The following is a 25,180-nucleotide window of genomic DNA, read 5'->3' on the forward strand; positions in this document are numbered from 1 at the left end:
CTATCTATTATAATTTGATTGTGCCGTTAATGCTGCCCAAATATCGACGTCTTGTTCTAACAAATGTTGTGCCAACATATGCTGCCATTCATTCGCCTTTACGAGCTCATCACGCCATGCCCACAGTCTACGCGTATAATGATTTAACGGGTGTTCATCTGTTACACCGATTGCTGCATGCACTTGATGGGCTGAAGCTGTAACGATACGAATGGCTTGTTCCAATCGTATACGCGCATAACCGACTTCATGCGGAACGATATTTTCAAGCAGATTTCCCGCCGCCGCTTGCATAATCGCACGTTCACCAGCGATATCCGCTAAATGACGTTGCACCATTTGAAAACGGTGAATCGGTCGACCAAATTGCTCGCGCTCCTTACTAAATTGAACCGTCAATGCAACTGCTGTCTCAATCGCACCGGCCGATTTCAATACGGTAGCCATCGTAATATACGTGCGCAATTGATCATATTGCGCAGCGGTTAGTTGTACTTCGATATGTGCTTCTAACGTAGAAAAAGTCACTGTATCGCGTGGTTCAGATGCTAAGTTCGTCGACTTTTGAATCGTTGCTTTGTCGAGTGCAAAGACCGCCAATTTTTCTCGTCCAATGACGACAACTTGCGATGCATCGCGCGCCCACGGAACGAGTGGCAAGGTGTCATGCCATTCGTCTACGAGCACAAAAGTCGTCAGCGTATCGTACGTTTCAGCACCTACCGTTTTTAGCAACACATTTGCAAGCGTATGTTCCACGAACGGTATTGGCGCCGCATATTTCCCCATTAACGGATAAAGCGCAAATAAATCAGTCATATCACTTTCTGCCATGTCCGCAGTTGCGAGCGCGAGCATCCCGTTTTCCTCGAACAATTGCCATAACTGCTGATCCCACTTTCCCGCTGCTAGTGCGTCAACGTGCTCTTTCGTCACATGATCTTTTAACATTTTTTCAACGACTTCTATCACCATTTGTCGCATTTCACTCATTGCGCCACGACTCCTTTCGCAATAATACCTGCTAAAATTTCCGATGTACCGCCGCGAATCGTAAAGCCTGGTGCATGTAACATCGCTTGTGCAAGTAAGCGATCTAGCGGCGTATCCGCATCAAGACGGGGATAAACGTCGAGCAATAAACGAACGATTTCAGGCACTTTTTGTTCAAATTTCGTACCGACACTTTTGACGAGCGCCGCCGTTACATCGACGTCGCCCCCTTCTTCTAGCACTTTAGAAACGCCAATCGATAAATTACGTAAACTCCATACATCTGCTACTAACGTCACCGCTTCCGCTAATCGAGCGACGTCTCCTCGTTTTTTCAATTCATCAATCGCTTGTTGTAATAGTGGAAATGTCGATAAAATCCGTTCAGGACCACTCCGTTCAAATGCTAACTCCGCCAACCCTTGTCGCCAGCCATTCCCAAGTTCACCGACAACTTGGTCATCTGGAATGAAAACGTTATCAAAAAAGATGTCATTAAAGTGATGTTCGCCTGTTAAATAGCGAATCGGCGTAATCGTCACACCCGGCGCATGTAAATCTACAATTAATTGACTAAGGTTTTCATGTTTCTTTTGCGGGTCATATGGTCCTGTACGTACGAGCGTAATCATATAGTGCGCATCATGTGCATTACTCGTCCACGTTTTCGCCCCGTTCACAAGCCAACCGCCATCTACTTTTTCCGCGCGCGTCCGTACCGATGCCAAATCCGAACCACTATTCGGCTCGCTTAAACCAATCGCGAAATAACATATCCCCTCAGCAATACGCGGCAAATAATATTGCTTCTGCGCTTCCGTGCCAAAGCGTAACAATAGCGGCCCCGTTTGACGATCTGCAATCCAATGTGCCGCAACCGGTGCACCAATTGCGAGTAATTCTTCCGTTAAAATATAACGATCAAGCGAGCTACGACCTTGCCCACCATATTGCGTCGGCCATGTCAGTCCGATGAGTCCCGCTTCGCCAATGATTTTAGAAAAATGCGGATCACTCCCACTTAGCCAAGCATCGCATTTTGTTCGAAATGTGCCATCTGCTACATGTTGCTGTAAAAATGAACGTACTTGTTGTCGAAATTCATGTTGTGCTGTCGTAAATTGTACAGTCGGTAAATGCATGAATATTCCCCACCTTTTATGTGATTCGTCAACCAAACACTATATTGAAAATGTCATTTTTTTCTATTTTACACAACATCTTCACGATTTTAAACCGAAAACATCAAAAAAGCACAATGCGATTGCATTGTGCTTTATGTATTAATAGTCGAGCATTAATTGATTCGCTAACGCCGCCATGCCGATTTCTGCCATATCCTCATATTGAATGACCGCTTCAGGCGCGACATATCCTTCATTCGTAATATTGACTTGCAACACGCTTTTTCGTAAATCATTGCGACGTTGCATCACTTCACGAATATAACTTTCTCCTTCAAACATCATATATTGTAACGGTTCATCAAGCATTTCAACGAGCAATGCTTCATTCCCAGCGAGCGAGCGTTTAAATGCATCAATCGCTTGAATAAACATATCTAACGTTTGGACTTCGTTCCCAAAAGCACGCTCCTTCAACAATTTCACGAGCGCTTGTTCAATAATCGTATCTTTTTCCATCACCGTATTATCGTTCAATAAATCAACGTCGATTGCTGGCCAATTAATCGGTGCTTCTTTTTCAGCACGCTCGATACTAAAATATTTATTCATCTCATCAATTGCCGCTTGAAAACACATATAAGCACGACTATAGCGATGACGCGATGCTAACAATAAGCCATCTTCGATTAATTGATTACTATTATTGCGTAGTGCGGTTAGTAGTTGTTCTGTCTGTTGTTGCATATTCATCCCCCCCTTTCATTATATAAGACACGTCCCTATTTTGCCTGATTTTTCATATTTACCTTAAATTCAAGATAAAAAGGTTGCTTTTTTATCAGTTAACATGTAAAGTGATAACCAAGAAGAGGAGTGATGGCATTGAAAAATACATTAGCTTCACTAACTTGGCTGCGCATCGCTCGCTTTACACAACAGAGCAATGCATTGTCCAACGAATTTTTAAAACAATACGGTTTAACGGCAGCGCAATTTGACGTTCTCGTACAAGTCGCAGCTGGAGAACCTTTAACGCAGCAACGACTCGCTAGTCAATTGCTCGTATCCGAAGGCGGCACGTCCCGCATGTTAAAACGAATTGAAGAACTCGGCTGGATTGTCCGACGAAAAGAATGGAAAACGAACTGGATTTCACTCACTAATGAAGGACGAAACTTATTAAAAGACGTCTATGAGGCACAGCTCGCCTTTCAATCAGCTTTATTTGAAGATAGTTTATCCGATGACGAGCAAAAAACACTTTATGACTTAATGACAAAACTACAAAAACATACCGCACAAAAACTTTAAGGGGGCATTTATATGCATCATCATATTTCAATGATTACGAAAAACGGCAACACAAACAATCACTTTTATCGTCACATTTTAGGTTTACACCGCGTGAAATTAACAGTTAACCAAGATTCACCAACGATGTACCATTTATTTTTCGGTGATACAGAAGGCACACCAGGTACAGGCATTACATTTTTTGAAATTCCGATGGTCGGTGCGACACATCGTGGTACAAACGCCATTACAGGATTTTCAATGATCGTACCGTCAGAAGATAGCTTAACATTTTGGGCAAATCGCTTCGATGCACTTGGCGTCAAACATGGCGACATCACAACGTATGCCGGTCGCCCTGCATTACCATTCGAAGATGAAGATGGCTTACGTATGCATTTAATTGCGACAGACGACCGCGAAGCATTTTGGCAAGCATATCCACATCAAGACATTCCAGAGGAACATTTGATTCAAGGTATGGGCACTGTCGAAATGACCGTTAGCCATCCTGAAAAATTAGCCCGCACATTAACAGAAATTTTCGGCTACACGAAAAATGGCGACGTGTATCAACAACAAGCCGGTAGTGCCATCGGTGAAATTTACGTCATTGAAAAACAAGGCGAACGCGAAAAAGCCGGTCGCGGTAGCATTCACCATTTAGCACTTCGCGTCAAAGATGAAGCAGCACTTGAGCAAGTGCTTGAGCAAGTACGTGCACATGGCTTCCAATCACAAGGCATCATCGACCGTTACTTCTTTAAAAGCATTTATTTCCGCGAGTCAAATGGCTTAGTTATTGAAGTCGCAACAGATGGCCCAGGATTCACAGTCGATGAAGACGTTGAAACGATGGGCAATGAATTAGAATTACCACCATTTTTGGAAGACCGCCGCGACGAAATCGTGCGTAAATTAACACCTATCGAGGAGTGATTATATTGAAAAATCGTATCAATCCAGCAAACGGTATGGAATTCGGCCTATATTCTTTAGGTGACCATATCGCAAATCCATTAACAGGTGAACGTTTATCCGCTGGTGAACGTCTCCGTCAAATTATCGAACTCGCACAATTGGCAGAAGACGTCGGCATTGACGTCTTTGCAGTCGGTGAAAGTCACCAAAGTTACTTTACGACACAAGCACATACCGTCGTACTCGGTGCCATTGCGCAAGCGACAAAAAACATTAAACTATCAAGCTCTGCATCGGTCATTAGTGTTGCTGACCCGGTACGCGTCTATGAAGAATTTGCGACGCTTGACCTTATTTCAAACGGTCGTGCAGAAATCGTCGCTGGACGTGGATCACGCGTCGGTGCATATGATTTATTCGGCGTTGATTTGAAAGATTACGAAGCCATTTTTGAAGAAAAATTACAATTGCTAAAACAAATTAATGACACAACAGGTGCGATTAACTGGCAAGGCGAATTCCGACCACCACTTGAACGCGCACACATTTTACCACAACCGGCAGAAGGTTCATTACCATTATGGCGCGCAGTCGGTGGCCCTCCTGGATCAGCGATTAAAGCGGGTTACTTAGGCGTACCGATGATGTTAACGACACTCGGTGGCCCTGCTCAAAACTTTGCCGTATCTGTCGATGCATACTATGAAGCATTAGAACGTAGCGGTTTCAATCGCGATGATTTCCCACTCGCTACAGCAAGTCTGTTTTACGTTGGCGATGATGCACAAAGCGCAGCAGAAGGAATGCACCCTCATCTATCTGGTGGTTTCCAAGCAATTCGCGGCAGTGGCTATCCGTACGAACAAGTCGCAAACGCAACAAAAAGTGCACAAGATGCATTAATGGTCGGCGATAGTAGCATGATTATCGAAAAATTACTATATCAACATGAACTATTCGGCATGCATCGCTTTATGGCGCAAATCGACTTCGGTGGTGTGCCGATAGAAAAACTAAAGAAAAATATTGAAATCATCGGTCGCGACATTTTACCAGCGATTAAAAAATATACGAAAGCATAACAAAATAGGCTAGGATATAAGTGTAAAAGCACCATCTCAAATGAGCATAATAAAAACCGGAATCGCGCTGTGGCGTGGTTCCGATTTTTTGTTGCGAACGCTAAACAAGGAAAATGAGATGTTTTGTCTCATCCTCTTTTTAATATTTCATATAAGCAAATGGCACGTAGCCTTTAAATGAAGCGGTTTGAATGTATGCAAAATGACGATCCGATGTGAACGTTTCGACCGATACGACCGACCCACGTTTCAGTACCGCGATTTGTTTACTTTCTTTCGAAGGAGATGCATAAACGACAACATCATCATTCGCCATTAAGCGATCGACACCGTTCATATTTAATTGTAAATACGATAATTTGATCCAAGCGCCAGATGCGAGTTGGGCCCACTTTTTATCAAATATATGTTTAATCTGAACTTGCTGTTGCTGCCCTACGACGAACGCTTTGAGCTGGCCACATTTCCTCCCACCAACTGCATCATAGTACGGCGCATCTTTCACTATATAAAATGTCGTTAGCAGTTTCTTCTTATGTAAATAAGATCTTACTTTATAGTAGATATAGCCAACTGCGACGACACCGAGTAATAAACGTATTTTCATGCAACTCCCCCTATGCTGTTCATTGTACGCTGAAATCCGTTCTATATATAGAAAAACAACCCGCTATTTGTGCAGAATAGCGAGTCGTTTTTATTTAGGAGATATTTTGAATGTTGTTTTTTTCATTGCTTTCGGTACATAGTTGGCAATCAATACACCCGTTAAGATTAACAAAGCACCTGTTAAACTGGCGCCTGTCATAACTTCTCCGAAACAAATAAAAGCAAAGGCAACGGCGAAGACCGGTTCAAGCGAGAAAATAAAACCTGCTTCTTCTGCTGACGTGCATTTTTGTGCAATCGGTTGAAGTACGTAGCCATAGGCAGAGCAGAGGAGTGCCATGCCAAGAATGGCTGTCCATTCAGATGACGTTTGTGGCAACGTTGGCGTTTCAAATAAGAAACCAAACGTACCATATAAAGCTGTAAACCCAAGTTGATACACCCCGAGTTGTAGTGGCTGTACTTTTTTCGCAAAGTGATTCGTCCAAACTAAGTAAAGGGCATTACATAATGCGCAAAGTAAGCACAAGATGGCTCCACCCGACAAGCCAAAGTCATCGCCAATTGTAAGTAATGCAAGACCTGTGACGACGATGACTAAACTTAACATCGTTTTGCGAGATGGTGCGCGTTTTGTAATCAGCGCATGAATGAGCGGTACGAATACGACCGTCGTGCTCGTTAAAAAGCTCGCTGTCGAGACGCTTGTAGTCTTCATTCCGTGCAGTAAGAAAATAAAGACGCCGTACATTGGTAACGCGAGTATCGCACTAGCTATTAGTGTTTCCTTCGTAACGTTAAGCATTTTTTTCAAAAAGATCGCATACATGGCAATAAATGCGATGGCAAATCGACTGACGATAATCGATGAGGCATTCATCGAATTCAAGCCAATTTTCATAAAGATATAAGAGCTGCCCCAAGCGATAGCGATGGAGACTAATAATAAGTTAGCGCGTGTGTGACTCATGTTGAATAATGTTCCCTTCCGTTCAATCCTTAGATATTTTAGCACCGCACTTTATATTAATAAAACGAATGTTTATAATGGAACTATTAGAAATACTAATGTAAAGGTTGAGAACATGAATTCGTATGATGCATTTTTAAAAATCATTGAAACAGGCAGTTTTACAGCGGCTGCCAAACAACTCGGCTACACCCAATCAGCGGTCAGTCAAATTGTCCAAGCACTAGAATATGAACTAGATACACAGCTCGTCGTACGTTCACGCAAAGGAATTACCCTTACACCAGATGGCGAACAATTTTTACCGTATATTAAAAATATTTGTTACGCAGAGCAAGAACTGCATAAAAAGCAACGCGAAATGAAAGGCCTTGAAAAAGGCATTGTGACGATTGGTGCCTTGTCAAGTATTGCGTGCAATGTGTTACCGAAATTAATCAAATCATTTAAGCAACATTTCCCTGCTGTGCAATTTGAAATTCGCCAAGGAGAATATACTGATATTACGAACTGGATTATCGAAGGAAGTGTCGATTTCGGTTTTATTAACGATGCTTCGAGCGAACAATTAACGACGCATCTTCTATTAGAAGATCCACTTTTAGCGGTTCTGTCACCGAATGATGCGCTCGCACATTTCGAGACGTTACCTTTAACTTCATTAGCTGATGAACCATTTATTTTAATTGATGAAGGTGAATCTAATGATGCGCTCGCTTTATTTGAAGCATCACAACTTGAAGCGCATATTCATTACATCGTTGAAGAAGATTACGCAGCAATGGCATTAATCGAACAGCAACTCGGGATTGCCATTATGCCGAAGTTAATGCTCGACCGCTGCCCGTATCGCATTACGACGCGCCCACTGGACCCTCCGGCAAAACGCACATTGTATTTAGCATATAAAGACGTCAAAATTTTACCGATTGCGAGTCGTACATTTATCGATCATATTTTAAAAAACATTTCTCTAGCATAAAAAAATTGAGCTAACCTTTTCGTTAGCTCAATTTTATATTTTTATAAAATTATACATTTATACTTATAAATCATTGATTTTTGGTGTAATGCGATACCCTTTCGACGCAATTGCACCAATTAAAATGCCAAGCAATGTCCAATTAAATCCAGCAATATATGTCACTTTATCAACTCCTGACAAATCCCATCATTGGGTAAAATACATATGAAAAGGTAACTTTTACACCATATCGTTTCAAATTGATGTAAAAATAAACCATCGACAATACATTCCAGATCACATAATACGCTGCAATCGCAGCAAAATGAATGAACATCAAAAAAGACGCCGAAGCGTCATTTTTTTAATCTTGCTCTAACGGACAATATCCACATGCCCCTAATCCCGGAATATCTTTTGATAAACAACAAGATTTGCGAATTGGTTGATTTACAAGTGTAGATGGTGCCTTTCCTTGGGTATAGTCATAATATAAAGAATGTTGACTAAAACGTGCCCATACTTTGTCAGACTCAAGCATTTCTAAATCATCCATCGCACGATCAGCTAATAATGGATCATCTAATAATTTTGCGTACACATTTGTAATATGTACGAAGAAATTATCCCAGATGACGCGTGGCGAAATGGCGGTTACATGGCGTAAGTCGTCGACAATTTGCTTACACTGTTTGTACAAAATCATTGATATGACGTATTCACGCTCATCATCTTCAACGTAACGCCAATCGTTTGGATTTGCGAACATACAAACGGTATACACACCATTTTCATTTGTCGCATCAAAACGAAGATCTTCCTCGTTGCCATCCCAAATTTCATCATACGCTGTCAGCATATAAAATTGCATCGCAACAAACTGACCGTAACGTTTTGAAAAATGAGACATCGCAGCAACAACCGAATCGGCATTCGTAATACCTTTCATTAAATCACCAAATTCATCTTCTTGGAAAAACTCTTTGTGCACACGGTCAAGCGTAAACAAAGAACGCGCGGGCGCTGTCGTATAAATGTTGTACGAATCAAGCATTAATACTTGATCCATTGTTAATGCTGGCATTGTATCACCTGAATTCTAAATAGTCTCTTCTATCATAATACAAAATATGAAAAAGCGGTAATTTTGGATATTTGTATAATTTTATAAATTGATAAAATCCATTATGATAAACATTTTATCATTCTTAAAAAAGATGAAGTCGTTGTCTTTCACAAATGCCCGTTGCATATGTTACGATAATTTTAATGATGTAAAGAGGACTCAGAAAACTTTTATATAAAGGTCGTGTTGAAATGGAAAAGTATTTTCATATGCTCGTTGCCATTGCGGCAATAATTTCAATTTTGTTCGTCACACATATTATTAGCAGTATGATATTTATCCTCGCCATTTTACCGATTAGCATCATTATGTTAGTCGTTGGTGTAATTGTTATTAAAGATACGTTAGGCGCACATGACAGCAAAGTAAACTAAAAAAGGTGACTCCATGAAGGGGTCGCCTTTTTATAATTGTATAATTAGATAATTTTATAAAAATCTTTATTTCATATGTTTTCGAATAATTGTTTCGACAATTTGAGGCATCGACTCTACATCATTCATCGTAAATGTATAGTTCACATACGATTCGTCCATATCGAATGCTTCTGATAAAAAACTCGTAAATCCACGTGCCTTACGATCAATTTGAAATAATACTTCGATTTGTTTGGCGCTCTGCTTCACAAATACTACTTCTAATTCATCTAAATAACCTTTAAATGAACCGGCTGTCGGGACGAACTCATATTCTTGTACAAACGGATGACGCGTAGACATGCGCAACCCTGCCTTTTCACATTCTACTTCACGTAATTGAAAGCCTAGCTCTTTAATAGTCGTTAATAAATGACTTACAAGTGGCGCCGGACGAATTGTCACTGCGTCTTTATCATTTGGGTCTACCGCCATTTTTATATCTACGCCTGTGTGCAACCATGCTTTCGTACGCCCAAATGTCGCCGGTGCATCGTACGGCAAATTGAATGAAAATGGTATCGTTTTTTCTATGCCAGCTTCAATCATAAACGGGTCTGTAATTTTTTTCGTTAAAATAGAAGCCGTATCTTCATACGATTTATCACCGCTTTTATTCGTAAAATTAATATCTAAAGATAAATAAATAGCATCAATCTTCTGAGCGACATTTCCACCTTTAATGTGCACATCTCCTTGAATTAAATCTCCTGCTGTATACGTATCGTGATCGAGTACTGTATCAACAGTTGCTGCACCGATACCAAAACTTGCGAGTGCCTTCTGAAAAATCGACATGTGTATCCTCCCCTGTTCGTTTCTATATATACGAATAAAGATAAAATCTGTTTCACTTCTGTAGCAAAAACAGGACTTTTCTAATAGAAGCCCATTGATATGACAGTTATTTTCATGAAACCTTTCACATCTCTTAACAATAGGACTTATTCAGCGTAAAATAGATTTATACTTATGCATCTAGAAGGGGTGTATCATGGAAGGAATTATCCACGTTTTTCTTATTACGATTACACAATTGTTTCAACTATTAGGCGTGATTTTTTTCTTCGGCTTTTTATTGAAATGGATCGGTGAGCAATCGCTTTCTCATTATAAATATGGTAGCAAGCTTTTTAACTTTATGTCGATGATTGGCACCCCCGTACATGAATTCGGTCATTTTTTTATGTGTAAAGTGTTTCGTTACGAAGTCGACCATGTCGTTTGGTATCAGAAGCCGAACATTGATGGGACACTCGGATATGTGAACTTTTCATATAATCCAACGAGTATTTATCAACGAGTTGGCAAATTTTTCGTCGGAATTGGTCCACTATTTTCAGGACCTTTCGTTATTTTTGTATTACTATATTTATTATTACCAGATGCTTATCATGCCATCGATGATCAAATAGGCGCCACCGCACCTGTTTGGCGTATTGAAACTATGCAACAAATTTTACATTTAAGTTGGACATTCGTCGTTGCCCTTTTTAACGTAGAACATGCGTTAAGCATTCAATTTTATATCTTTTTAGTGTTATCGTGCTCGATCGCCGTTCATATTCGATTAAGTAAACCAGATTTAGAAAGTGCTTCAAGCGGCATTGTAGCGATTACCATTTTATTATTTTTCTTCAACTGTATTTCGCAATTTTTACATTTACCATTATCTCGCTTCGTCATGCATGGCGTTGCCTATTTTAACGCATTTTACATTTCTATTATGATCGTTATTACAGTCATTTCTTTATTGTTTTATATGATTAGCATCATTTGGGGCATTATGAAAAATCGTACGACTGCCTGACAAGAGGCTGGGACAAAACATTTCATTTTCCTTTTTTAGCATTCGCAACAAAAAACCGGAACCGCGCCACAGCGCGATCCCGGTTTTTTTATGCTCATTTGAGATGGTGCTTTTACACTTATGTCCCAGCCTCTTTTTTATGACATGTGTAGATAAAAATCTACATTATGACATAATTTTTTTACTTTTTCATCAATTTGTTTTTAAAGAAAATGATAATATTTTTACATTAAACACTGTTATCATAGCGGGTTTAACATAACGAAAATATCGTTTTTTAAAGATTTTAATTATCATAAAGCAGAAAATTTTATTTTTTTCGATAAAAAATGTTGCTTTTTGTAAAACTTTCAAATATTATTACATCAAGAGGATTAATGAATCCTTCACCAACAATTAAGTTCATAAAGGAGGGAAACCGCATGGAACAAAATGTTGATCGTCAAATTTTAAAAGATGAAGTCGATGCGAAAAATATTCCGCAAAATGGTGTTATTACGGAACAAGAATACGTAAATATTTCTGAAAGTTCTGAATTCAAAGCGCTTTCAAATCGTAAGGCGAAATTTATCGTCCCTATGTCTATCACTTTCCTCGTATTGTACTTCTTATTACCGCTATTATCTTCTTTTACATCTGTACTCGATGGTAAAGCAGTAGGGGATATTACTTGGATTTGGGTTTATTCATTAGGTTTGTTCATTATGGTTTGGGTGTTAACAGTTATTTATGTAAAGAAAGCTGCTACATTTGATAAAGATGCAGACGCTATTAACGAGAAGGCAAAGGCTGGTGAGTATAAATGAGTGGAATTGGGATTTTCTTCTTCGTTGCAATCGTAGGTTTAACGTTATTCGTAACATACTTAGCTTCTAAACGAAACAATTCTGCTGCTGATTTCTATACAGCAGGGGGCGGTTTAACAGGTTGGCAAAACGGTATCGCAATCGCTGGTGACTATTTATCTGCTGCATCATTCTTGGGGATTGCCGGCGCGATCGCATTATTCGGTTTCGATGGTTTCTTCTATAGCTTAGGTTATTTAGTTGCTTACTTAGTCGTACTTTATATTGTCGCTGAGCCATTACGTAACTTAGGTAAATACACATTAGCAGATATGATTACAGCACGTTTTAATCAAAAGAAAATTCGCGCAACTGCAGCGGTAAGTTCAATCGTTATCGTATTATTCTATATGATTGCACAACTTGTTGGTGCTGGAGCGCTCATTCAATTATTATTAGGCATCGATTATAAAGTAGCCGTATTAATCGTAGGTGTCATGATGACAATTTACGTTTTATGGGGCGGTATGGGTGCTACGAGCTGGGTGCAAATTATTAAAGCCGTTCTACTAATGATCGGTACAGTTATTATCTCAGTATTAGTACTTGCGAAGTTTAACTTCAACATTTTAGAAATGTTCTCAACAGTATCTCAAACGAATGGTAACGGTGAAGCATTCTTAAATGCCGGTCTGAAATATACGAACGGTATTGATACGATGTCAATGATGATCGCGCTTGTATTAGGTACAGCCGGTTTACCGCACATCTTAATGCGTTTCTTCACAGTAAAAGATGCAAAAACAGCCCGTTCTTCTATTAACTGGGCAACATGGATCGTTGGTATTTTCTATATTTTAACAATCTTCTTAGGCTTCGGTGCTGCGGCATTCGTAGGTTCTGAAAAAATCGTTGCAGCGAATGCAGCTGGTAACATGGCCGCACCGCTACTTGCGCAATACCTTGGTGGCGACATTTTAATGTCATTCATCTGTGCGGTTGCCTTCGCAACAATTTTAGCAGTAGTTGCAGGTCTTGTATTATCAGGCGCATCTGCATTTGCACATGATATTTATGGGCAAGTAATTAAAAAAGGTAACATCACTGAGAAACAGCAAATGGTTGCTGCACGTTGGGCATCAGTTGGCGTAGCTGTATTCTCAATCGTACTTGCATTATTCGCACAAACGTTAAACGTTGCCTTCTTAGTATCACTTGCATTCTGTATCGCTGCATCTGCAAACTTACCAGTAATCATTTACACGATCTACTACAAAAAGTTCAATACAACAGGTGCGATGGCTGCAATGCTTGCAGGTCTTGGTTCAGCACTAATTTTAGTGGCAATGAGTCCAAACATCTGGTCACCTGATGGATCAGCAATTTTAATAGGTGAAGCTTTATTCCCATTAACAAACCCAGCCATCATTTCTGTTCCACTCGGTTTCTTAGCTGGTTGGATTGGCTCAATTGTTGGTGAAAGAGCAAATGCACGAAAATATGCTGAAGTAAAAGTAAATGCCACAACAGGCTTAAATGTTAGTGATTCAGTAGACCACTAATATAAACACCAATAGAAGAAACTCGTAGCAATGGCTGCGAGTTTTTTTTACGCGTAAAAAAAGAAACCGACAAAAATCGGTTTCTCCTATGTTATTTACGAATATAGTGGAGTGCGCCTGATGGACACGTCTCGATAACACGCGCTACTTCATCTGCGGAAGCATTGTCTGCGATAATCCATGGTTTACGTTTTGTATCAAATACGTCCCTATTCCCATTCACACAATTACCCGAGTGCTGACAAATATCTAAATTAAAAAAAATATCCACTGCTTCTCCAGAATACTTACGATACCCATTGTCTAATAATTGCTGTTCATTCATATCGACTGCTATCTATATCAACTATAAGTCGATGACATACGATAGCAGCTTTCACCTCTCTTTCAGCTTTCCTATTTATTCTATGCTTTTCAGAGACTGTTCACAACTTCCCTTATTTTCGCCATACGTCCTCATATTCAGGAATACGCTCGAACTGCCCTTTTGCAAATGGGCATAACGGAATAATCGTTTTATCGTCAGCACGCGCTTTGTCGACAACTTTTTTCACGAGTTGATTCGCAATTCCTTGGCCACGTAGTTGATCATCAACAAATGTGTGATCGATAATGAAGAACTCATCGTTCGGTTGTGTAAATGTAATTTCTGCTAACGTATTGCCATTATCCTCAATAAAAAAGCGACCTTCTTCTTGTGAAAATTCCATGTTTCACACTCCTTGGATTATACAATTATATTTTTATCAAAATACACAATTATCCTTTTTGATACCATACATCCGCATACGCTGGCGTTTTTTCAAATTGACTTTTAGCATACGGACATAGCGGTAAAATTTTTAAGCCATCAGCACGCGCTTTGTCGACGACACGTTTTACAAGCTCTTTTCCGACACCTTGTCCTTTCAATGATTCATCGACACCAGTATGTGTAATGACATAATATGCTTTTCCACTCGGGTGCATAAAATCGATTTCAGCAATCCGCTGCTTTTGTTGCTCTAAATAAAAGCGACCTTGTTCATGAAAATCCATCATCTTCCCCCTTTTCAATTGTATAGTTATGTATTCCCGAAGTTCTTTAAAAATATACATAGACAAAATGAAGTAGTTGTATAGTATATATTTATAAAAATATATGATTATACAATTATACAAAACTTAAAAAGTGGAATATTCAGATATATTTTGTGGTATTATACGCGTAGATATTGCAAATGTGTTAGGCCGTTCTTGGGTTATTCAATCACTCTAAGGAGGAATATTACAATGAAGTTATTAAAGGCAACACTTGCTGTTGCGATTGCTACTTCGACACTTGCTACTGTTACATTGCCGATTACATCTCATGCTGAAACGGTTAAAAAAGTAAAAACGACTACAATGTATACGAATCATGGAGTAAACGTGCGAAAAGCTCCATCAGTGACGTCTGATGTATTAGGCGTCTTGCCGAAAAACGAGAAAATTAAAGTTGTCAAAAAAATTAACAAAATTTGGTATGAGATTTTATATAACGATCAAAAAGCTTACGTAAGTGCGGATTACGTAAGTAAAAAGCGTGTCGTCACATTACCGAAAGTTGTTGAAAAAGGATATGTACAAAATACGAATGGTATTCCACTAAACGTCCGTGCAAAAGCTTCTACAAAAAGTGCAATTATCGGCACGATTAAACTAGGTGCAACCGTACATTTAACGAAAAAATATTCAACAAAGAAAAATGTAGAATGGTATGAAGTCGTCCATAACAATCAAGTTGGTTATGTAGTGAGCCAATACGTTGGTTTTAAAAAGGCTCCAACGCCAGCACCAACTGTCGTGAAAAACGGGACGGTACGTAACGTCACATTAAATGTGCGCGCGAAGCCATCAGATACGTCTAAAGTCCTCGGGAAATTAAAACCTGGTATTGTTGTGACGTTTACTGAAAAATATACGACAGCATCTAAAGATCAATGGCTAAAAATTAAATATAAAAAAGGTACTGCTTACGTTTCAAAACAATATATCGATTTTTTAATTCCTGCGCCTTAAATCATTCATCAGTCAAAAAGTACGTATTTCTTAGAAATGCGTACTTTTTATATGCTATGATTAGGTCATAAGGAGTGGATTTTATGTGGCAACGAACGGAGACGACAAAACAAGTCGTTATAGAAGGTAAACAATATACATTGACCCAATTAGTAGCGACAAAAACTTTTACCGTAGTAGGTCGGGAAATTGTTGCACAAACGCGTGGTGGTTGGATTTGTGATACAACGACATTTCCGACAAATGCTTGGTGCGATGAAAATAGTTACATGATCAATAGTCACTTAACAGGCGAACTTTATATCGAAAAATCTCAGATAATTGATTCTACAATTGAATGCTTTAATGGGCACTTAAAAGATGCACATATTTTTTACAGCCAATTAAAGAGCGATACTTTCGATATCATTGGTACAATGACTTTAACCGCTTTACGCGCGATGAGCACCGAATTTTTCATACATGGAGAAGGCAAAATGATGGATTGTGCCTTTCATGGCAATGTGGCTATTCATGGTACGTTTCAAATGATTACGTCTGAGTGGCGTGGTAAAACATTGCAACTTGCAGATGAAACGATGTGGCAACATGTCCACGCCACGATTCAAGAGGCTACTTTCCGTCACACGATATGTAAAAAACTAACGGCACATCATGACGAACTGACAATGACGACGAGTACTGTCATCAGAGTAGACCTACACGGGAAGCAATTTTATATTACAGATGCTACTTGGTATGATGTGGATTTATCACTCGCTTATGCATCTATCTCTAAAAGTACATTCAATGACCTTCTCATTTTCTCACCTCTAGGTACACTGGCATTAAAAGCACCAAATATCGAAGGAGAAGGATTTAACGTCCATCACGAAAAAATCTCCGTACAGATCGACCAACAAGAACCACTCGTTTTAACGAGATATCTTTTATATTAAAGCTTTTTATACAATTATTTTTTTATCATTTTATACTAAATAAATAAAAAAGCACTATAAAAGTAGATGATTTATACGGACAATCTACTGTTTTTTATATGTGCCGTTTTATTGGCTCATGACCGGGAATGAGTAAGATGTCCCTTCTATATTTCTATCTATATCCTCAAGCATTTTCAAATGAAAATGCTTATACTAACGAGCGAAGGAGCTGAAAAATCATGAAAAAATGGCGTTACCTGTTTACGGTTTTTATTTTATTCTTATTCGTACTTCCTATTTCACATGCAGACGCAGCTGTCAGTTCATCTAAAGGGGACAACGCACTTTCTCAATTAACACAACGTCACGGTCAGTTTGTCAATATTGTTCCGACACATATCGTCGATGATGAAGCACAGACAACTATTATTAAATATCGAGTAAAAAACGGTGTGATTCATACGCCACATGCGGGCAATACGACAAATCATAAAGCAGTTGCACAAAATGCAGCATTGCATAAACAACTATGGAATGATTTTGTATTGGCCATTCCAGCGAGTAAACGTCAGCAAGTAACAAACTTTACAATTTTCACAGATGGTCATAACAACGATCAAGCATATGTACAACCGAATGATTCATCGTGGAAAACTTGGACACTTGCGATTGACTACAAAGACGCGCTTGATCAACCAAATAATTTTTATGCAACACTCGTTCATGAAACAGCCCATTTAGTATCTTTTAAAACGACACAATGGACAAAAACACAAAGCTGTACGAACTATGTTTCAAATGGCACATGCATGAACAAAAATTCTCACTTAAATCGCTTCTACCAAAAATTTTGGCAAGGACCGATTCATCAAGATTGGTTAAAATATGGTAAACAAGCGAACTCATTGTATATGAAGTATCCTTCATCGTTTGTGGATCAATATGCGGCAGCTTCACCGGAAGAAGACTTTGCAGAAAGCTTTATGTACTTCGTCTTCAGTGAACGACCAACGACCGTTCAAACGAGAGCCCAACAAAAAATTGATTTTTTCTATAACTATGATGGTATGGTTCATTTACGCAATGCCATTCTGACAAAACTAAATCAACATTATTAATCAAAACGAAGCACCTTTATAAAATAAGGTGCTTTTTATATTTTTATTAAATTATACACTTATAAAAATATACTTTTGTAATGTTATACTCTATCATTTGTTTTAAAGGTATTTTTTCTCAAATACGTTAGACCATAATGAATCTAAATTATGGAACTTTTTGATTTCGATGTTTAATTTTTTTGTGAAATGGTAAAATATATATATTGTAGAAAGAGGCGATTTTTTTGAAACGTATTATTCGACATGCAACCCTTCAAGACGCAGATCAAATCGCAGCAATTCATACGGTTTGCAAAGCCGAATTGAATAAGCCGATTACGAGTCAAAATAGTCCGATCCGTTTTGAATATGATATTGCATTATGGAAAATTTATTTACAAGACGATAATTATCGCGTCCTCGTATTAGAAGACCGTATTATTATTGGTTTTATTTTAGCGCATCAGCCAGCTGACAGTGAGCAATGGCTTGTTGCTGACGCTGTCGTATTACCTGAGTATACGAAACCACACGACCGCGAGATGCTATACGATTCATTAATGAAAGACATTTATCCAATCGTCAACGATCCAATTCAACTCGCTGACGCATTATAACGATAAAAATCGAAGCCAATTAGTTGCGGCTTCGGTTTTTTTGTTATACTTCAGTTAAACTGTATCGATTTTAAAGGAGTGAGTGGAATATGGATTTTTCAAATACGTATGTTGATGCCCCATTATATGATGAAGATGATGTCGTGTGGCATTATTATGATCCTCAATTACCGTCGCGATATGGCAGCAACTTCATGAGTTTTAAACAAATGCCGTCGCTTTCAACGTTTCGTCAATACGAAGCACGACAACATGATTTTCATGAGCATCGGCATATGACACATTTACGTTTTTTATTTCCGCAAGGCGAAACATTTTCACCAGAATTACAAACTTATATAGAAAATCGACAGTATGACATCGGCACTTTAGAGTTATATGCAATGTTACCAATTGATTTTCATAGTCGTACGAATGAAACTGTGACGGTTCAATTCGTCGATACGTCCTTATTAAAAAATTATTTATCATTTCAGTACAACGTTGACATCGCGTACGGAGAAGATTTTGCACGCGAAAAACAACATTTGCTAAAACAGCAATTTGATGACCAAACAATTCGTTTTGTAGCAGCTTTATTGGATCATCAAATCGTCGGCACGCTGACGATTTTTATGACACCTGAAACGATTGAATTAGATAGTTTTGTCGTTGCTGATAAATATCAACGACAAGGTATCGGTAGTACGATGCAGCTGTTTATTATGCAACAGTTTACAGCGCACACAATCCTACTCGTAGCAGAAGGCGAAGACACACCGAAAGAAATGTATCAACGACAAGGTTATCAATTTTGTAGCGCTCGTTATGAAATTGTTTTGACAAAATAAGTAATATGCCTTTGCTTTTCTTTTCACTATCCGTATAATGGAAACGAATTCAAAGTTTTTTGACAAATTACGTTTGAAGGTGTTAATAATGAAATTAACTGAGGAAATGTTAAAGGAAGTCTCGCAAAAATTTCGAGCTGTTCGTTATGAGGAAACACTCGTCTTAATTAGACGCTACTTTGAGATTGCATCTGAGGAAAAACAAATTGATGCGCAGTGCTACTTATATTACATTGCAACACAAATTCATGTGAATATGGCAAATGAAATGGAAGTTCAAAAATTGTTTGAACATTACGAAAAATTGATTCATCATAGTATATCGCCATTAGAGCAATTAAAATTTAAACATATGCTTGCTGTTGTGCAGTTGATACAACATCATCAATACGACGAAGCGAAACAAATATTATTTCAGTTGTTAAAAAATATGGAAGACCAACAATTCGTTATGGATTATCCGAACATTTATATTTCAATTTATGCGAATTTAATGGAATGCTTCATACATTTAGAAGAAGGCGATGAAATTGTTGCACACTATAATCGAATTGATCGCATTTATGTGCACAAGCTTCTTCATCTCGACGCAACGATTTATTTCTCAATTCATAGCATTTTGGCCCAACATTATATAGAACAAAATCAACTGATTACGGCAGAAATGATTGTCGAAGATTGCTTGTCGCTTCCAGAAATTGAAGATAACGATAAATATAAAGGCACCTTTTTAATTTTAAATTCAATTTTGTACGCACTTCGCAATGACTATCAGATGTCGAATGCACTTTACGAAGAAGCAATGACACTCGTCTCAACAAATGTAAGCCGTCGAATTTTAAATGAACTTTCAAACGTATTTGCACAATATTTATAGTATAAATTGATAATTGTATAATTTGATAAAATCATAATATTAACATTTCCGTGTTAATATTAAACTGATTAGCCAAATAACGTTAAAATTTATTAAAACACCATTTAAAGCGCCTAAGAGACGTTTTAAATGGTGTTTTAATATTTTATATCATTTTTCACAAAAAAAGCCTTATATTGCATTTAAATAGCCTTATTCGCGAAATAACGCATATAAGATTACATCATGAAAACTGCCATTTAAACAAATATGTTTTTTCGCGATGCCTTCTAAACCCATACCAATTTTTTGTAGCACGCGATGTGTACGATGATTCTCAATAAAACATTCAGCAATAATCTTTTGAATGTCTAATACTTCGAACGCATATTCTACGATAGCACGCCCAGCTTCTGGCATAATGCCACGTGCCCAATAATCTTCAGACAATAAAAAACTCAACTGTGCTCTTTTATGTATCGTTGTGTAGTTCGTTAAATGAATCGTTCCGATGACGCGGTCGGTATCAACTAACGTAATACCCCATACAAAATCTTTATTTTGTTGTTGCTGCGTTAATGTATGTTGAATATAGTTTTCTGTATCTTGTAATGTCTCATGTGTTTGCCATTGAACGCGTTGAGAAAATTTTGGATTAGAAGCATATTCGAAAATATCATGTTGATCATCCAATGTGATCGGTCTTAATGTTAAACGTTCGGTTTTGAGATTAGGTATTTGCATAGACGTAATCGTCATTCTTGTGCAATGCCCCCTTTTTTACACATATATAAATTGTTAAGCTAACTACTTACAGTATAAACCAATTGGTATAAATATACTACCTGACATATGGGTCTTTTCTCTACTTTGTACTCACTATTGATAGGTATTCATTAATAAAAAAGTAAGGAATGCGAACAATTTGTGCGCATTCCTTACTTTATATCATTAATCCATCATCATAAAACGATCTACATATTCCATAAATTGTTCTTGCCCATTACGGTCGCGATAAACGTCTACCATCATTTGCGCTAACTCACGAATTGTTAGTTTGTGTACACGCGCGTTGTGACGAATCATGCGATAAATATTTGGATAAATATGAATCGCACGTGAGACTGTCGTTGCTTTTGCAACTTCAGAAGCACGCGGACGATATTGTTCTACTAATGCTTCTGACTTTTGATCTTCGAAAAATAAAGTCATCACTGCGATCATCATATTGAATTTCACGTCATGTTCTTCGGCAATTTCCGCAATATCATCTTTCGTATCAGGTGACACACCGATCGGACGACGCACATCAGATGTATAGCGTGGACGTTCTGCATGATAATTTAAATTTGGAATTTCGCGCTTTGTCATTTTTTTCGTGAGCGCATTTTGAACAGGTGCCACTTTTTTTTCTTCTTTCGGTGGTTTTACCTTGTTAATCGTTAACGATGTTTTAGGCTTTAGCCAGTCAGACATACAACAATCAACCTCCTAGACGATTTCTAATGCTTTACGATGCTTACGAATGAGACGTTGCATCGCGCTAATGCTGTAAGGTGTAGGGTCTTTTTTAAGCCATTTTACCAGTTGTTTAAACTGTTGTTCAAATAATGCATCATTATCCTTACAAGCGATGAAAAGACGAATTAAATGTGTTTGTAATGTTTTACGTGGATTTGTTGATTTATATCCACGTAAACGTAGTGATTCAATATTTTGTAAGCGATATGTTTCGATTGCTTCTTTCAAACGGAACAATTGTTCATCTGTGAAGTACTCTTGTAACGGCAGTAAAATTTCTTGTGTTGCCACACGAATTGTATCTGTTGGTAATGCATTCATACGAATCAATAATTCCTGTGTGACTTCTTCAAACATTTGCATAAATTCACGATTTTCCGTTGTATCTTCAAAGAATAGCGCTGGCATACGTTCATGTTCACGAACAACATCTGCACGTCGAATCTTAGAGTCAAAAATCAATTCACCGAAGAAATCTTGTGCTGCATCAGCGACATATTTTTCTTCTTGTAAGTTTTGAGTGACAAAATACATGACAACACCCAAATTTTTAGCCAGGTCATAGTCTGGTAAAAAATTTTGTGCACGTAGGCTATGCTCATTACACATATCGAAGAACGGTTGTAATTTACGGAATGCTTTTTTCTCTGTAGACATAATACCTACGTAGAAGTCAGACGCAATAATTACGTTCGTTACTAAATGACCTGCACTCGGTGGAATATCAAATAAAATGAAATCATAATCATCTTCAATTGCAGCTAATACATTGCGAATGTATGTTGTACCTTGAATAGATTCTGTCGTTTTCATACGTGATAAAAATGTTGAGAATTCTTCTAACAATGAATTTGCTGGAATGAAACTTAACGAATCTGTTACAGGAACGATGGCACGTTTAATCGCATCTGCATGATTATTTTTCGCATAGTCTTGAATAGCATCATAAATGGTAAACATAGAACCATGCTGACCTTGCTCCATACCTAAATCAATATTGAAATAGTCACAGAAGAAATCAGTTGAGTCTCCTTGATGGTCACAATCTATAACGAGTACACGCTGTTCATACTGCGTTGCTAAAATGTAAGCAGTCATATCTGTGATCGTTGTTTTACCAACGCCACCTTTCACATTACCAAAAAAGAGTTTAATCGCCATATTTGCACCTTCCTATGTACATTTGTATAATTTTTTATTTACTACACTAAACTGTATAAATACCAATAAATACGAGTATATCAGCTTAGTTGAATGTCTTATCTAGTATATCATGTTTTATAAATTCAATGTGGGGTCAGGTTTAATTTATAAATTGTTTCACGTGGAACACAGGTATATAAATATGTTTAGGCACTGTGGACCAATAAAGGGATTGAAGGACGCCTTCGCCTGTAATTGTCTATTGTGTAGGCGATATCATAGCAAGATGCGATTAATGTGCGTCTTGAAGCGACCGTCGTAATGCATTCAATTTGCGGAAGCATAAATGCAATAAACGATGGTTCTGTTTGTTTTGCTTGTAAAAATGTTTGAATAAAATGTTTTGTTAAAACAGCAGTTGTAGAAAATGTTGTGACGGCATTACGACCTGCACCAGTCGTTTTGCGCACAATTTTCGTTGTTGCGTTCAGCAATTTATTTAACGTACTTTTCGGAATGCCTAATGATTTGCATAATGTGCTTTGAGACATTTGTACGTAAGGTGACGCTGGTGTAACACGATTTTCAATGAACGTGACAAGATCTTGTTCCCACTCTGAAAGATGAGAGCGCACACGATCTTTGCGTTCTTTTTTATGTTTATACCAGCCACCTGTCGATAACTGTGGCAATGCAATAGATTCATCGACATATTGTACGAGTAATTGCTCGATGTACGCTTTTTGTGGGCCATGATATTTTCCAGAATAAGCAGAACGACAAATTGTACGCACTTCGTTATCTTTTAGTGGATATGTCAACATAGAATTCCATTCATCCATTAAGTTATACGTCTGTTCAAAAGGCAATTGATCTTGATAGCATGCGAGAGCCAACGTAAAAATCGCATTATTACGCCCAATTTGCCCTTTTTGACCGCGTAAATGTTTTGCTTTAATGATTGCTTGGAACCAAGGCTGCTCCGTCGCTTTTAATGATTTTGCCGCCTTTTTTGGTGCGTACAGTAAACGATTTTCGTCGCCATCGATACGCATTGACCAATCAATAAGTGAAGCAACGTCGTATTGCTGTTCTAATTGGCAAAAACGAATATTTGCTTCTGTAGGCAAGCGGAAAAATCCGAAGTCATTGCAATAAATGTCGGTTTCTACACTTGATAAGCTATGTTTTAAATTTTGCGCAATGCGTTTTGCAATGTGCAAACTATGAGATTTACGATCTGTGGATAAGTAAAACGGTGTTTCTAGCATAAAATACATTTGATAGCCACGTGTTGATTCAACGACTAACGTTGGAACACCGATACTCTCATCCATCGCTGTTAAGACGAGCTCTTGCACTGAATAACGCTTCGTATCAATATCTACGACAAATGTATTCAGTTGCAATAAGTTTTCTTCGCTGAATCCTGTAATGTGTTTTCGCGCAATGTCACTATATGTATAAGACACATAAGGATTCGGTGTAAAGTGTGAAAGTGAATGACGATGAGCAAGCAGCGCTTCGATCGATGTTACAATCATACCCTTTACGCCAAGTGTTGAAGCAAAAATCTTACTTTTTGACGCACAACAAAAATACCGCCTTGAATATGTTGCGCTTCCGTTGCTTGTGCTTTCGTTTGCGCCTCCTTCGAAGCAGATGAATATTTTTGTTTATAACGATGAATGGATGATTTAAATAATTGTTCGTAAACTGCTGACATGTTCATAGTTTTCACCTCCGATTTTTAGTATAGTAAAAAAAATCGGCGTGAATTATGAATAATGGTTTTTTGAATAATGGCTTGAGCCTTACAGCCCCAACGGTTTGAAGGGGTTTTTTTTAGTGTCAAAAACGGCGTTATCCGACACTTGTGGTCCACTTTTTGAGTGAATTGAATAATTTCTGTGGATAACTCATAGTGCTTGAACCACTGATACGAAAGGGTTTTGAAGTTATCCACAGAAAATCGAGCGACACTTGTGGCGAGCGACACTTGTGGCGAGCGACACTTGTGGTCCAAAAATGAATAATAGAAAAGCTTTTGAATAATTGATTTGACGCGATTCTTGATTTTGAACAATTCAATCGAGCGACACTTGTGGTCCAAAAAAAAATTTTGAGCGACACTTGTGGTCCAAAAATGAATGACGCTCGCGCTAATCGAGCGACACTTGTGGTCATAATTTGAATAATTGAATGTGTTCGAGCGACACTTGTGGTCCAAAAATGAATAATTAGTGATAGGAAGGTGAATCGAGCGACACTTGTGGTCCAAAAATGAATAATTCTTAATATATGAGGGACATTTGTGGCTGGCATTCGAATGACACTTATTTTACGACCGACACTTGTGGCACTTATTTGAATAACTGAATTGCCAAATTTTGTGAGATGCGAGCGACATTCATGGCGCATTTATGAATAATTACATGAATATGAATAATTTTGCTATACTACTACTAATCAATGATCTAGAAAGGCGGTACATC

29 protein-coding genes are annotated in these 25,180 nt (G+C 38.2%); 14 read left to right on the forward strand and 15 right to left on the reverse strand.

Annotation, left to right across the window (positions count from 1 at the left end; all coding sequences use genetic code 11):
- The 3 genes from KMHG_RS08320 to KMHG_RS08330 form a co-directional block, all read right to left on the reverse strand.
- Positions 1-993, reverse strand: coding sequence for an acyl-CoA dehydrogenase family protein (locus tag KMHG_RS08320; protein ID WP_010288632.1), 993 nt, complete (start codon positions 991-993; stop codon positions 1-3).
- On the reverse strand, positions 990-2,135 hold the full coding sequence (locus KMHG_RS08325; protein WP_010288633.1) for an acyl-CoA dehydrogenase family protein: 1,146 nt from the start codon (positions 2,133-2,135) through the stop codon (positions 990-992). The genes KMHG_RS08320 and KMHG_RS08325 overlap by 4 nt, the downstream gene beginning before the upstream one ends.
- Positions 2,136-2,276: 141 nt before the next feature.
- The gene (locus KMHG_RS08330) at positions 2,277-2,864 is read right to left on the reverse strand and encodes an AbiV family abortive infection protein (protein ID WP_010288634.1); all 588 of its coding nucleotides are present in this window, start codon (positions 2,862-2,864) and stop codon (positions 2,277-2,279) included.
- 132 nt (positions 2,865-2,996) lie between these two features.
- Between KMHG_RS08330 and KMHG_RS08335 the strand changes: the two genes are divergently transcribed.
- The 3 genes from KMHG_RS08335 to KMHG_RS08345 are packed head-to-tail and all read left to right on the forward strand — an operon-like array spanning position 2,997 to position 5,416.
- Positions 2,997-3,431 (forward strand): MarR family winged helix-turn-helix transcriptional regulator, encoded by a 435-nt coding sequence (locus KMHG_RS08335; RefSeq protein ID WP_010288635.1) that lies wholly within the window; start codon positions 2,997-2,999, stop codon positions 3,429-3,431.
- A 12-nt stretch (positions 3,432-3,443) separates the two neighbouring features.
- Positions 3,444-4,352 (forward strand): VOC family protein, encoded by a 909-nt coding sequence (locus tag KMHG_RS08340; protein ID WP_010288639.1) that lies wholly within the window; start codon positions 3,444-3,446, stop codon positions 4,350-4,352.
- 35 nt (positions 4,353-4,387) lie between these two features.
- On the forward strand, positions 4,388-5,416 hold the full coding sequence (locus KMHG_RS08345; RefSeq protein WP_390618959.1) for an LLM class flavin-dependent oxidoreductase: 1,029 nt from the start codon (positions 4,388-4,390) through the stop codon (positions 5,414-5,416).
- A gap of 139 nt (positions 5,417-5,555) precedes the next feature.
- On the opposite strand, the gene KMHG_RS08350 is transcribed toward KMHG_RS08345, so the two are convergent.
- Together KMHG_RS08350 and KMHG_RS08355 are read right to left on the reverse strand one after the other, a co-directional pair.
- On the reverse strand, positions 5,556-6,023 hold the full coding sequence (locus KMHG_RS08350; protein WP_010288642.1) for a hypothetical protein: 468 nt from the start codon (positions 6,021-6,023) through the stop codon (positions 5,556-5,558).
- Positions 6,024-6,113: 90 nt separating this feature from the next.
- The gene (locus tag KMHG_RS08355; protein WP_010288644.1) at positions 6,114-6,995 is read right to left on the reverse strand and encodes a DMT family transporter; all 882 of its coding nucleotides are present in this window, start codon (positions 6,993-6,995) and stop codon (positions 6,114-6,116) included.
- Positions 6,996-7,110: 115 nt separating this feature from the next.
- Between KMHG_RS08355 and KMHG_RS08360 the strand changes: the two genes are divergently transcribed.
- Positions 7,111-7,977, forward strand: coding sequence for a LysR family transcriptional regulator (locus KMHG_RS08360; RefSeq protein WP_010288645.1), 867 nt, complete (start codon positions 7,111-7,113; stop codon positions 7,975-7,977).
- A 346-nt stretch (positions 7,978-8,323) separates the two neighbouring features.
- Here the strand turns inward: KMHG_RS08360 and KMHG_RS08370 are convergent, their stop codons facing one another.
- Complete coding sequence (locus tag KMHG_RS08370; RefSeq protein WP_010288646.1) at positions 8,324-9,043, reverse strand: Fe-S oxidoreductase; 720 nt, start codon at positions 9,041-9,043, stop codon at positions 8,324-8,326.
- A 233-nt stretch (positions 9,044-9,276) separates the two neighbouring features.
- Here KMHG_RS08370 and KMHG_RS08375 point away from each other — a divergent pair, with 233 nt between their 5' ends.
- Entirely contained in the window at positions 9,277-9,459 is a 183-nt protein-coding gene (locus tag KMHG_RS08375) for a hypothetical protein (protein WP_010288647.1), read from the forward strand.
- 66 nt (positions 9,460-9,525) lie between these two features.
- Here KMHG_RS08375 and KMHG_RS08380 read toward each other — a convergent pair whose 3' ends face one another.
- Positions 9,526-10,299 carry a sporulation protein gene (locus KMHG_RS08380; RefSeq protein ID WP_010288651.1) on the reverse strand — a complete coding sequence of 258 codons (774 nt, stop codon included), beginning with the start codon at positions 10,297-10,299 and terminating at the stop codon, positions 9,526-9,528.
- A 196-nt stretch (positions 10,300-10,495) separates the two neighbouring features.
- On the opposite strand from KMHG_RS08380, the gene KMHG_RS08385 reads away from it, so the two are divergent.
- The 3 genes from KMHG_RS08385 (at position 10,496) to KMHG_RS08395 (ending at position 13,658) form a co-directional block, all read left to right on the forward strand.
- Positions 10,496-11,311, forward strand: coding sequence for a hypothetical protein (locus KMHG_RS08385; protein WP_010288652.1), 816 nt, complete (start codon positions 10,496-10,498; stop codon positions 11,309-11,311).
- A gap of 422 nt (positions 11,312-11,733) precedes the next feature.
- Positions 11,734-12,117 (forward strand): DUF485 domain-containing protein, encoded by a 384-nt coding sequence (locus KMHG_RS08390; RefSeq protein ID WP_010288653.1) that lies wholly within the window; start codon positions 11,734-11,736, stop codon positions 12,115-12,117.
- Positions 12,114-13,658 carry a solute symporter family protein gene (locus KMHG_RS08395; protein ID WP_010288654.1) on the forward strand — a complete coding sequence of 515 codons (1,545 nt, stop codon included), beginning with the start codon at positions 12,114-12,116 and terminating at the stop codon, positions 13,656-13,658. Before KMHG_RS08390 ends, KMHG_RS08395 begins: the two co-directional genes overlap by 4 nt.
- 91 nt (positions 13,659-13,749) lie before the next feature.
- Here KMHG_RS08395 and KMHG_RS08400 read toward each other — a convergent pair whose 3' ends face one another.
- The 3 genes from KMHG_RS08400 to KMHG_RS08410 form a co-directional block, all read right to left on the reverse strand.
- A complete protein-coding gene (locus tag KMHG_RS08400) occupies positions 13,750-13,983 on the reverse strand; it encodes a (4Fe-4S)-binding protein (protein ID WP_010288655.1) in 234 nt (77 codons plus the stop codon).
- Positions 13,984-14,095: 112 nt separating this feature from the next.
- Entirely contained in the window at positions 14,096-14,368 is a 273-nt protein-coding gene (locus KMHG_RS08405) for a GNAT family N-acetyltransferase (protein WP_010288656.1), read from the reverse strand.
- A gap of 49 nt (positions 14,369-14,417) precedes the next feature.
- Positions 14,418-14,696, reverse strand: coding sequence for a GNAT family N-acetyltransferase (locus tag KMHG_RS08410; RefSeq protein WP_010288662.1), 279 nt, complete (start codon positions 14,694-14,696; stop codon positions 14,418-14,420).
- A 234-nt stretch (positions 14,697-14,930) separates the two neighbouring features.
- Here KMHG_RS08410 and KMHG_RS08415 point away from each other — a divergent pair, with 234 nt between their 5' ends.
- The 6 genes from KMHG_RS08415 (at position 14,931) to KMHG_RS08440 (ending at position 20,042) form a co-directional block, all read left to right on the forward strand.
- On the forward strand, positions 14,931-15,698 hold the full coding sequence (locus tag KMHG_RS08415) for an SH3 domain-containing protein (RefSeq protein WP_010288663.1): 768 nt from the start codon (positions 14,931-14,933) through the stop codon (positions 15,696-15,698).
- An 83-nt stretch (positions 15,699-15,781) separates the two neighbouring features.
- Positions 15,782-16,636, forward strand: coding sequence for a hypothetical protein (locus tag KMHG_RS08420; protein WP_010288664.1), 855 nt, complete (start codon positions 15,782-15,784; stop codon positions 16,634-16,636).
- Positions 16,637-16,857: 221 nt separating this feature from the next.
- Positions 16,858-17,736 carry a hypothetical protein gene (locus tag KMHG_RS08425; protein ID WP_010288671.1) on the forward strand — a complete coding sequence of 293 codons (879 nt, stop codon included), beginning with the start codon at positions 16,858-16,860 and terminating at the stop codon, positions 17,734-17,736.
- 227 nt (positions 17,737-17,963) lie between these two features.
- Positions 17,964-18,335, forward strand: a complete 372-nt coding sequence (locus KMHG_RS08430) for a GNAT family N-acetyltransferase (protein ID WP_010288673.1) — start codon at positions 17,964-17,966, stop codon at positions 18,333-18,335.
- Positions 18,336-18,424: 89 nt separating this feature from the next.
- Positions 18,425-19,165: a GNAT family N-acetyltransferase gene (locus tag KMHG_RS17550; protein WP_010288676.1), complete on the forward strand. Its 741-nt coding sequence runs from the start codon at positions 18,425-18,427 to the stop codon at positions 19,163-19,165.
- An 88-nt stretch (positions 19,166-19,253) separates the two neighbouring features.
- On the forward strand, positions 19,254-20,042 hold the full coding sequence (locus KMHG_RS08440) for a hypothetical protein (RefSeq protein ID WP_010288678.1): 789 nt from the start codon (positions 19,254-19,256) through the stop codon (positions 20,040-20,042).
- Positions 20,043-20,234: 192 nt separating this feature from the next.
- On the opposite strand, the gene KMHG_RS17555 is transcribed toward KMHG_RS08440, so the two are convergent.
- The 5 genes from KMHG_RS17555 to KMHG_RS17565 form a co-directional block, all read right to left on the reverse strand.
- Complete coding sequence (locus KMHG_RS17555) at positions 20,235-20,780, reverse strand: GNAT family N-acetyltransferase (RefSeq protein WP_010288679.1); 546 nt, start codon at positions 20,778-20,780, stop codon at positions 20,235-20,237.
- Between the two features lie 192 nt (positions 20,781-20,972).
- A complete protein-coding gene (locus KMHG_RS08450) occupies positions 20,973-21,497 on the reverse strand; it encodes a hypothetical protein (protein WP_010288680.1) in 525 nt (174 codons plus the stop codon).
- Between the two features lie 15 nt (positions 21,498-21,512).
- A complete protein-coding gene (locus KMHG_RS08455) occupies positions 21,513-22,703 on the reverse strand; it encodes a ParA family protein (protein WP_010288682.1) in 1,191 nt (396 codons plus the stop codon).
- Positions 22,704-22,891: 188 nt separating this feature from the next.
- Positions 22,892-24,229, reverse strand: coding sequence for a primase C-terminal domain-containing protein (locus tag KMHG_RS17560; protein ID WP_010288683.1), 1,338 nt, complete (start codon positions 24,227-24,229; stop codon positions 22,892-22,894).
- A gap of 5 nt (positions 24,230-24,234) precedes the next feature.
- A complete protein-coding gene (locus KMHG_RS17565) occupies positions 24,235-24,417 on the reverse strand; it encodes a hypothetical protein (protein WP_010288685.1) in 183 nt (60 codons plus the stop codon).
- Between the last annotated feature and the right edge of the window lie 763 nt (positions 24,418-25,180).

Origin of the sequence: Kurthia massiliensis (assembly GCF_000285555.1) — a bacterium.
Taxonomy (GTDB): Bacteria; Bacillota; Bacilli; order Bacillales_A; family Planococcaceae; genus Kurthia; species Kurthia massiliensis.